The organism is Nesterenkonia aethiopica (genome assembly GCF_039534665.1).
Taxonomy (GTDB): Bacteria; Actinomycetota; Actinomycetes; order Actinomycetales; family Micrococcaceae; genus Nesterenkonia; species Nesterenkonia aethiopica.
Map to the genome: position 1 here is coordinate 82,785 of NZ_BAAAVT010000017.1, position 9,982 is coordinate 92,766.

Annotated in this window: 9 protein-coding genes; 7 read left to right on the plus strand and 2 right to left on the minus strand. The window is 70.6% G+C overall.

Annotated features, from left to right (window positions below; translation table 11 throughout):
• Positions 1 to 17 precede the first annotated feature (17 nt).
• Positions 18 to 488, plus strand: coding sequence for a ribonuclease E activity regulator RraA (gene rraA / locus ABD658_RS12780; RefSeq protein ID WP_070158831.1), 471 nt, complete (start codon positions 18 to 20; stop codon positions 486 to 488).
• Positions 489 to 549: 61 nt separating this feature from the next.
• Here the strand turns inward: rraA and ABD658_RS12785 are convergent, their stop codons facing one another.
• A complete protein-coding gene (locus ABD658_RS12785; RefSeq protein WP_344682635.1) occupies positions 550 to 1,374 on the minus strand; it encodes a PIG-L deacetylase family protein in 825 nt (274 codons plus the stop codon).
• A 7-nt stretch (positions 1,375 to 1,381) separates the two neighbouring features.
• Positions 1,382 to 2,563 (minus strand): S1C family serine protease, encoded by a 1,182-nt coding sequence (locus tag ABD658_RS12790; RefSeq protein ID WP_344682633.1) that lies wholly within the window; start codon positions 2,561 to 2,563, stop codon positions 1,382 to 1,384.
• 1,048 nt (positions 2,564 to 3,611) lie between these two features.
• Here ABD658_RS12790 and ABD658_RS12795 point away from each other — a divergent pair.
• From ABD658_RS12795 to ABD658_RS12820, 6 genes are all read left to right on the plus strand, one after another.
• Positions 3,612 to 5,186: a coiled-coil domain-containing protein gene (locus ABD658_RS12795; RefSeq protein ID WP_344684433.1), complete on the plus strand. Its 1,575-nt coding sequence runs from the start codon at positions 3,612 to 3,614 to the stop codon at positions 5,184 to 5,186.
• 89 nt (positions 5,187 to 5,275) lie between these two features.
• Positions 5,276 to 6,112, plus strand: a complete 837-nt coding sequence (locus ABD658_RS12800; RefSeq protein ID WP_070159131.1) for a PspA/IM30 family protein — start codon at positions 5,276 to 5,278, stop codon at positions 6,110 to 6,112.
• Between the two features lie 157 nt (positions 6,113 to 6,269).
• Positions 6,270 to 7,199 carry a pyridoxal 5'-phosphate synthase lyase subunit PdxS gene (gene pdxS / locus ABD658_RS12805; protein ID WP_311023542.1) on the plus strand — a complete coding sequence of 310 codons (930 nt, stop codon included), beginning with the start codon at positions 6,270 to 6,272 and terminating at the stop codon, positions 7,197 to 7,199.
• Positions 7,196 to 7,783 (plus strand): pyridoxal 5'-phosphate synthase glutaminase subunit PdxT, encoded by a 588-nt coding sequence (gene pdxT / locus ABD658_RS12810; RefSeq protein ID WP_070159128.1) that lies wholly within the window; start codon positions 7,196 to 7,198, stop codon positions 7,781 to 7,783. The genes pdxS and pdxT overlap by 4 nt, the downstream gene beginning before the upstream one ends.
• Before the next feature lie 85 nt (positions 7,784 to 7,868).
• Positions 7,869 to 9,191 carry a variant leucine-rich repeat-containing protein gene (locus ABD658_RS12815; protein ID WP_344684439.1) on the plus strand — a complete coding sequence of 441 codons (1,323 nt, stop codon included), beginning with the start codon at positions 7,869 to 7,871 and terminating at the stop codon, positions 9,189 to 9,191.
• Between the two features lie 22 nt (positions 9,192 to 9,213).
• A complete protein-coding gene (locus ABD658_RS12820; RefSeq protein ID WP_344684441.1) occupies positions 9,214 to 9,771 on the plus strand; it encodes a GNAT family N-acetyltransferase in 558 nt (185 codons plus the stop codon).
• Positions 9,772 to 9,982 lie beyond the last annotated feature (211 nt).

Sequence of the window (9,982 nt, forward strand, 5' to 3'; positions counted from 1 at the left end):
TCCAGGAGGAGTCGACGATGACCGCTGAGTTCACCACCTGCGATCTCTATGACGCCGATGAGAGCCTGCAGTCGGTCTCCCTGCAGATGCAGGACCTGGGCGGGCGGACCCGCTTCGCCGGGCCGGTCCGCACCATCCGCTGCTTCCGCGACAACGCCCTGGTCAAGACCACGCTGAACAGTCCGGGCGACGGAGCGGTGCTGGTGGTCGACGGCGGCGGCTCCCTGGAGTCCGCCCTCATGGGCGACATGATCGCCGAGGCGGCAGTCGCCCACGGGTGGGCGGGGGTCGTGATCAACGGCGCCATCCGCGACCGGACCGCCGTCGCTCAGCTGGACCTTGGTGTCAAGGCGCTGGGATCGAATCCGCGCAAGTCCTCGAAGGAGGGCACCGGCGAGCAGGATGTGCCGGTCGAGTTCGGGGGTGTGGTGTTCCGTCCCGGCGCGATGCTGCACGCCGACGAGGACGGCGTCCTGGTCGAGCCCTGAACCTCGGTCGAGCAGTGTTCCTCGATCGAGCACTGCTCCTCCCGGAGGGGCCGGGCAGTGTTCAGAAGCCGGCGAAGGTGTCCGGCCCGTTGACCACGACCCAGTGGAAGTCCTCAGCCAGCCCCCCAGCCAGTCCCTCTGCCGGTCCCTCGGAGGACGTGTCGACGATGCCGGCGGCGGCATGGATCCGCCGCAGACGGGTGAGCACGAACTCCTCCATCCGTGCGGGATCAGGGTGCTGGCTGAAGTGCTGGCGCAGCGCCTCCAGCTTCCTGTCCTCGTAGCCGCTGACTTCCACGCGCAGATTGACCCGCTCCTCCGGGGCGGCCATGAGCATCAGGTGTCGGATCTTGAAGGCCTCCAACCCCTCCTGCTCCGCCAGCTCCGGGAACGCGAAGGGGTTCTCCACCGCCGGATAGCAGGCACGAACCACCGCCTCGCCGCAGGCCAGATGGTCCGGGTGGGACTTCTGCATCCTGTCCCAGGCCCGCTCCGGGTGCGGGGACATCACGACGTCGGGCCGCACCTGCCGCATCACCCGTACGATCTGGCGGATCAGGTCAGCCGTCGGCTCCACCCAGCCGTCCTTCTCGTCCAGGAGGATCACCTCGCGGACCCCGAGGACGGCGGCCGCCTCCTCCTGCTCGGCCTGGCGACGACGCGCCATCTCGACTCGGTCATGCCCGGTCTCGAAGCCGCCGGCATCGCCCGCGGTGAGCAGACAGAGGGTGACGTCCACTCCACGCTCGGCCAGCGCCGCGACGGTGGCGGCCGCGCCGAAGTCGACGTCGTCGGGGTGGGCGCCGAAGGCCAGCACGCGGCGGGCTCCCAGCACGTCGATCAGGGCGTCCGGGCTGTGCAGGGTGGAGCGCCGGTCACGGGTCATCGGAGCCTCACATCCCGCCGAGGGTGACCTCGGCCTCGTGCTCGTCGCCGTCGCGCAGATAGGTCACGGAGACGGTCTCCCCTGCCCGGTACTCGCGGACCGTGGCGGTCAGGGTCAGGCTGTCGTCGATCCGACGGTCGTCCACGTGGGTGACGATGTCGCCCTCCTGAAGCCCGCCCTCAGCCGCCGGGGACCCGTCAGCCACCTCCTCCACGTAGGCACCGGTGGTGAAGCTGCCGCCGGACTCCAGCGGCTGCTCGCCGGCGCCCGCGGCGTTCACGGTGACGCCCAGCAGCCCGTGGGAGGCCTCGCCGTCGGCGATGATGTCCTCGGCCACACGCTGGGCGTAGTCGATGGGGATGGAGAAGCCGACGCCGATGCTGCCGGCCTCCGCCTCGGAGATCCCGCCGCCGGTGGAGGCGATGGCCACGTTGACGCCGATGACCCGTCCTTCGGAGTCGACGAGGGCGCCGCCGGAGTTCCCCTGGTTGATGGCGGCATCCGTCTGGATCACGTTGAGGTGGATGGACCCCTGGGACGGCGAGGTCTCCAGGTCGGGGAAGTAGAACTCGAAGCCCTCACCGTCCTCTTCCTCCTCGGGCTCGGGGGCGTCCGGGGTCTCCTCCTCCACGGCGGCGGAGGCCACCGAGATGGTCCGGTCCAGGGTGGAGATGATGCCGTCGGTCACGGTGCCGTCGAGCCCCAGTGGTGCGCCGATGGCGATCGCCTGGTCGCCCACGTTCAGGTCGGAGGAGGTGCCCAACTCTGCGGGCTCGATGCCTTCGGTGTCCTCCAGCTGGACCACAGCGAGGTCGGAGAGCGGGTCCGTGCCGACCACCTGAGCGGTGCGCACCGAGCCGTCATAGAGCTTGACGTGGATCTCCGCCTCGGCAGTGGCCCCACCGAGGGTGACCACGTGAGTGTTGGTGAGGATGTGGCCCTCGTCGTCCAAGATGATGCCCGAGCCGGAGCCGGCCGCAGTGGAGCCGGCCACCGACAGCGTCACCACCGACGGCGAGGCCTTGGCTGCGGCCGCGGTCACCGCCGTGGCACTCTCCGGGTTGTTGATCTGGATGCCGGAGCCGCCGACGTCGACCTGCTGGTCCCCGCCGAGGAGTCCGACGGCGCCCGCACCTACTCCCCCGCCGATCAGGCCGGCCGCCAGCACGCCCACCAGGAACAGCGGCATGCCGACTCCGCGACGGCTCTTCTCCGGCTCAGCGGGAGCCCCGTGGTGGCCAGGGCCTCCTGGACCACCGCTGCTGCCACTGCCACCGGGGCCGCTGGGGCCGCCGTACCATGGCTGGCCGGAGTGCGGGGGCTGGCCAGCGTGCGGGGACTGGCCAGCGTGCGGGGGCTGGCCAGCGTGCGGGGACTGGCCGTAGGGGGCCACCTGTGCCTGGTGCGGGTGGGCGGCCGCCCCCGCAGAGGACGAAGCGGACGGCGCTGCCGGAGGCGGGAATCCGGGCTGGGCAGGGCCAGCCGGCCGATAGGGCTGCATCGCCGGGCCGGACGCGTAACCATGCGCCGAAGATGCCGGAGACCCCTGCTGGGGAGAGCGGGGCGCGGCCGTTCCGGGCGCGGGCACGGATCCCGCGGCGGCCGCGGCCCCGGGGGCCGGCGCCGCCGCGGCGGAGGGAGCCGACGACGCCTCGGCGGTGGCCGCTGAGCCCGGCGACCCAGCCTCGGGAACGAATCCACCACGCGGGCCGTGCTGGCCTCGGTCATTTCCGACGCGGTCAATGTCGGCTGGGTCGTGCTCGGCTCGGTCATGCTGGACGAGGGGCCGGGTCGGCTCAGGCGGCGCGGCGGGGATCCGCTGAGTCTGCTCCCCGCTGTCGGAGCCGCGCTCGGGCCCCGTGCCGGGCGTCGTCGTGCCAGGCGTCGTCGACTCCTGGTCGAGCTCCGCGGACTCCGCGCGGTCCTGAGGATCTGTAGTCATGAGAAACCTGCCTTCACACCTGACGAGGCGCCCGCCGGAGCGAGCGCTGGATCTCCGGCCTCCGCGCGGTGCCGCGGGGGCGCACTCGAAGCATTGTGCTCGCCCATCCTGTACCTTCGACGATAACTTCCTGGACGCCTCCTGGGCGATTCCTGCGCTCCGTGTGACGCCTCTCCACCCTCATCGCTCCTCCTCAGCGGGCACACCCTGTGCGAAGCATGCAGGAGGACCCGTGTTCTCTGCCAACGTACTCGCCACCGTGGACGCACCTCGGGGGTGCTCATAGACTGACCCCATGCTCGAAGCCTTCGCGACGTCTCTGCCCGTCACTGTGGGAGCCGTCATCGTCGGCCCCCTGCTCATCGGGGCGGGAGTGCTCGTGCTCATCGGGCTCGGCGCCATGTACCTCTCCGGCGGCAGGAAGCAGACCCGTCAGCTCTCCTCCGCTCCCGGGTCCCGCGCCATGGGGGCGGCCGAGGGCCAGGGCTCCGAGCAGCCCGCCGCGCCGGACCCTCGGGACACCATGCCCTACGGGCAGCTGCGCCAGCAGGCCGGCTCCATGCTGGTCGCTGCGGACGAGGCCGTGCGCTCCTCCGACCAGGAGATCCTGTTCGCCCAGGCCACCTACGGGGACGAGGCCGTGGAGGTCTTCCGCCAGGACATCCAGAAGTCCAAGGACCACCTGCGTGATGCCTTCCGGCTCCAGCAGCAGCTGGACCAGCAGCCGCCGCAGGACGAGACCGAGGCGCGCCGGATCGTCCGGCAGATCATGGAGCACTGCGAGCAGCTGGACGCATCCCTCGACGCCCACCGCCAAGAGTTCGAGGGGCTCCGCGACCTGGAACGCAGCCCCGGCCCGGCCGCCGCGCAGCTCAATGAACGCCTCGCCGACCTGCGGACCCGGCTGCACGCCGCCGCAGCCGAGCTGCCGCAGCTCCAGCAGCGCTACACCGGGGAGCCGTTGGAGAGCCTGCAGCAGAGCCTGGACCGCGCCGAGGGCCTGCTGGAGGACGCGCAGTCCCACGGCGAGAGGGCCGCGCAGGCCGCCGAGGCGCACCGCGCCTCCGACGCCGTGGTGGCCATCCACGCCGGAGAGCGGTCCGCCGCTGAGGCCGCCGCGCTGCTGGACTCCGCCGACCAGACCTCCTCCCGGCTCCAGGACGCCCGCCGGAACCTCGACGTCGGAGTGGCGCAGACCGAACAGGACGTCGCCCAGGCGCGCGCCACGCGTGATGCCGGGCAGGCGCCCGAGCTGGCCGGGCCGATCGCCGCCGCAGAGGCCGCCGTCGCCCGCGTGCGGCAGACCATCGACTCCGGCGAACGCTACGACCCTCTGGAGCTGCTGCTGGGATTGGAGCTGGCCCACCGGGAGCTCGATGAGCCGCTCAACGCGGTGCGGGACCGTCAGGCCCAAGACCGACGCGCCCGAGAGATGCTGCAGACCGAGCTGCTGACCGCCCGCAACCAGGTGCAGTCCTCCCAGGACTACCTCCGTTCCCGCGCCCACCGGGTGGGCACCACGGCACGGACCCGCCTGGCCGAGGCTGAGCGGTGCCTGTCCGAAGCTCAGGCCTTCGCCGACACGCAGCCCGCACGCGCGCTGGACTTCGCCACCCAGGCCAAGACGCTGGCGGTGCAGGCCGCCCAGATCGCCGAACAGGACCGGGCCGAGGAGAACCTCATGAACACCGGAGGGGGCTTCGGCGGCTACGGACGCCACTGGGGCGGCGGCTACGGCACCGGCTATGGCGGCGGGTATGGCACCGGGTATGGCTATGGCGGCGGCTACGGCCGTCGTCGCGGATCCGGCCGAGCGGAACGCCGCATGCTGCGCTACGGCATGCGCCACGGGCGCCGTCGGTGGTTCTGAGTGCTGACGACCTGTTCACCCGCACCCCCTGTGACGGGTGATCCTCGATGACTAGACTGATCTGAAAATCTCCAGGAAAGGTGATCACCGTGTCCAAGCAGTCCATCTTCGGCAGGATGTCCCAGCTGATCCGCGCGAACGTCAACGCGATGCTGGACCGTGCCGAGGACCCCGAGAAGATGCTCGACCAGATGGTCCGGGACTTCACCAACAACATCGCTGAGGCCGAGGAGGCGGTGGCCCAGACCATCGGCAACCTCCGGATGATGGAGGACGACTACCGGGAGGACCTCGACACCGCGCGCTCCTGGGGCCAGAAGGCGCTGGCCGCCTCCCGGAAGGCGGACGAGTTCCGCACCTCCGACGACGACGCCAACGCGCAGAAGTTCGACAACCTCGCCAAGGTCGCCATCCAGCGACAGATGGACGCCGAGTCCTCGGCCCGCACGGCAGAGCCGACGATCCAGTCCCAGCGGGAGATCGTGGACAAGCTCAAGCAGGGCCTCGAGCAGATGAAGACCAAGCGTCAGCAGCTCATCAGCAAGCGCGACGAGCTGGTGGCCCGGTCCCGGGCGGCCCATGCCCAGTCGCAGGTACACGATGCGGTCAAGTCCATCGACGTCATGGACCCGACCTCCGAGGTGGGGCGCTTCGAGGAGAAGATCCGCCGCGAGGAGGCGCGGGTCCGCGGCCAGAACGAGCTGGCCGCCTCCAGCCTGGACGCTCAGTTCGAGTCCCTCGAGGACCTCGGCGAGCAGGCGGAGATCGATGCGCGGCTGGCCGCGCTGAAGACGGGCTCCACCTCGCCCGCCCTGGGCACCGGAGCCGAGCAGGGCGCCCTGGGAGCAGGGTCCGGCACCGGTGTCACCGAGGCCGACCTCGCCGAGCTCGACTCCGCCCTGGAGGGCAACGAGCAGCAGAAGTGAGCCGGGCCGCTCCGGGGCTCGGAGCCGCCACAGGGCGCTGATGCGCGCCAGCTCCACACCGGGAGGGTCCCAGATGACGTCTGGGGCCCTCCCGGTCTCTGTGGCAGGGGAATCTCTGCTTCAATGGATGTCTGGCAACCGTCACCTGGATCCATCGATGAGGAGTCCATCCGTGTCCACTGAGAACACTGAGTCCCCCGTGTCCGCCGAGCAGGGCGCGACCACGGTCAACACCGGCCTGGCCCACATGCTCAAGGGCGGCGTCATCATGGATGTGGTGACCCCCGAACAGGCGAAGATCGCCGAGGAGGCCGGCGCTGTGGCTGTCATGGCTCTGGAGCGGGTCCCCGCGGACATCCGCGCCACCGGAGGCGTGGCTCGCATGTCGGATCCGGACCTGATCAGCGGCATCATCGAGACCGTCTCCATCCCTGTGATGGCCAAGGCCCGGATCGGCCACTTCGTGGAGGCCCAGGTGCTGGAGCACCTGAAGGTGGACTACATCGACGAGTCCGAGGTGCTCTCCCCCGCCGACTATGTCCACCACATCGACAAGTCCAAGTTCTCGGTGCCGTTCGTCTGCGGCGCCACCAATCTGGGTGAGGCCCTGCGCCGCATCACCGAGGGCGCCTCGATGATCCGCTCCAAGGGTGAGGCCGGCACCGGCGACGTCTCCGAGGCGATGAAGCACATCCGCACCATCACGGCGGAGATCGCCGAGCTCAGCTCGAAGGCCGAGGACGAGCTCTACGTGGCGGCCAAGGAGCTGCAGGCCCCGTACGACCTGGTCAAGCAGGTGGCCCGAGACGGTCGTCTGCCGGTGGTCATGTTCGTCGCCGGCGGCGTGGCCACCCCCGCCGACGCGGCCATGATGATGCAGATGGGCGCCGACGGCGTCTTCGTGGGCTCCGGGATCTTCAAGTCCGGGAATCCGGCCGCCCGCGCCGCTGCCATCGTCAAGGCCACCACCTACTACGACGACCCCGCGGTGATCGCTGAGGTGTCCAAGGGCCTCGGCGAGGCCATGGTGGGCCTGAACGTGGCCGACGTCCCCGCACCCCACCGTCTGGCCGAGCGCGGCTGGTGAGCCCGCAGATCGGTGTCCTCGCGCTGCAGGGGGCGGTGGCCGAGCATGTTCGTGCTCTGACCGCCTCCGGCGCAGAGGTCCGCACGGTCCGGCGGCCGGCTGAGCTCGACGGCCTTGACGGCCTCGTCGTCCCCGGCGGGGAGTCGACGGCCATCGCGCGGCTGGCCGCCCCCGTGCAGATGATGGAGCACATCCACCGGGCGCATCAGGACGGGCTGGCGCTGTTCGGGACCTGCGCGGGGCTGATCCTGATGGCCCGCGAGGTCTCCGACCCTGCCGCCCTGGCCGGCTTCCCCCGGATCGGTGGACTCGACGTCGTCGCCCGTCGCAACGGCTACGGCAGCCAGCTGGACTCCTTCACCGAGCAGCTGGACGTCACCGGGCTGGACGAGCCGCTGGAGGCGGTCTTCATCCGCGCTCCGGTGATCGAGGAGGTCGGGGACGGTGTGGAGGTCCTGGCGGAGTCCCGCGGACTGTCGGTGGCGGTCCGCGAGGGTCGGGTCCTGGCGACCAGCTTCCACCCCGAGCTCACCCCGGATCATCGCCTCCACCAGCTGTTCGTGGACATGGTCGGCGCCGTGTGAGGTGCGTCTCGTCCATTCGGGCTTGTAAGCTCGTGTCCGATCGCTGGACCTGCTTCATCACCGCCCGCCGCGCCCCGAGGAACGCATGACTGCACACGACGACGTCGCACGGATGGCCGCCGACCCGGCCACGGACTGGGACACGCTGCACTGGATCGCAGAGAACCATCCGGAGCTCCGCCCTGTCGTCGCGGGCAATCCGAACACCTATCCGGAGCTGCTGGAGGCCCTGGCCGATCTGGATGATCCGGCGATCAACGACGTCCTGATGCGGCGGTTCCTGCCCCCGGACCAGTGGCCCGAGCCCGAACCGGAGCCCGAGCCCGAGCCCGAGCCGGAGCCCGAGCCCGAGCCCGAGCCGGAGCCGGAGCCCGAGCCGGAGCTCGAGACGCAGGACGAGGAGCACGGGGCGGCCGCGGGCCTCCTGCTTCCCGGAGACGACCTCCCGGAGGAACAGCAGCCGGACCAGCAGGATGCTGGCGCACTCGGTGCGGTCGGTGCGGTCGGGCCTGGGGCCGGTGCCGCCGCGGGGGAGCCCGCAGATGCGGAGGCCGACGACGACCAGCCCCACCGCCGCCGTCGGGTCGCCGTCGTGCTCCTGGCCGTGCTGCTGCCGCTGATCGCGATCGGTGCGGTGGTCGTGCTGGGGCTGATGATCCTGGGCGATCGAGGCGCACCTGTGGCCGAGCAGACCCCGGCGCAGGGGCCCACCGCGTCCGAGCCGGAGGAGGCCGAGCCGTCGCCCGAGCCGGAGCCTGAACCGGAGGGCCCTGACCTCGACGAGCTGCGCGCCGCGCTCCAGGAGGTTCCCGAGGAGAGCGAGTGCGAAGACCCGCGGGCCGATGCGGAGCCCTTCGAGCTGCTGGCCGAGGCCGGCGAGGAGCAGGACGAGTGGAGTCAGGAGGACGAGGGGCTGGTCCAGGAGACGCTGGAGGATCTCCGCACCGCCTGTGACGACCCCTATGCGGCTCATGTGTATCTGCTGCTGGGAGGCGAGGAGGCCTCCTCCGACGAGCTCAGCGCCGCCGTCGCGGACATGGGGATCGACTGGTTCAACTATGCCTTCCCCGCTGGCGACGCCACGGAGATGACCTCGTTCTCCTCTCCCACCGGCAACGTCGTGTGCGAGATCGGCGACTCGCTGCGCTGCCGGGTGCTGGAGCACAGCTTCGAGGCCCCGGAAGGCTGCGAGGACGGCACCACCTACCGGATCCAGGTGGACGTGGGCCCCGAGCCTGACTGCGAGGACCAGCTCTCCCCCGAGGACGAGCCCCAGGTGCTGCAGTACGGCCAGACCGCGCAGAACGGATTCTTCGCCTGCGCGTCGTTCCCCGCGCAGATGTCCTGCTGGAATCAGCTGACCGGTGAGGGCATCAACCTCTCCTCCACCAGGAACAGCGTCTACTGAGGCCCCGGCTTCGGCGGTGATCATGTCTGAGCATCGACCCCCGCTGCCACCCTGGCCGGAGGACCCACCACACCACGGCGCGGTGACGCTGCGCGCGGCCCGGGACTCCGACGTCGAGATGGCCCGTGAGCTGTCCGAGGACCCGTACGTGCCCCTGATCGGTACCCTGCCCGCCCACGGCACGCGGGAGGATCTTATGGCCTGGGTCCGGCGCCAGCAGGGCCGGCACGCGGAGGGCACAGGGTTCGCCTTCACCATCACCGATGCCGACGACACCCCGGTGGGCCATTGCGGCCTGTGGCTGCGGAACCTGCACCAGGGCCGGGCCTCCGCCGGATATGCGATCACCCCCTCTGCCCGAGGCCGAGGCCTGGCGGCGGACGCCCTCAACGCCCTCACCCGATTCGGGTGGAGCCTGGAGGGCCTGCACCGGATCGAGCTGTTCATCGAACCGTGGAACACCGCCTCCGTACGCACTGCGGAACGGGCAGGCTATGTGCGGGAGGGCCTGCTGTGCAGTCATCAGGAGATCGGCGGCAGGCGCCGGGACATGCTGCTCTACGCGGCGGTGCGGCCGTGAGCCGGTTCCCAGAGGCTCGCCCGCGAGCCTGACGGGACCCTGTCGACGATGCTCGTTGCGAGGGCGAGCACTCCGCGGCCTACGGCCCGGGGTCAATCGTGAGTTATAGGCCAAAATGTGTGTACAGCACGGCCGGGGATCGTTGATATAGCGGGGATGTAGGGGCCTGCACATGCTTTGAAAGCATGTGGGGTGACTCCTCCCTCGAATC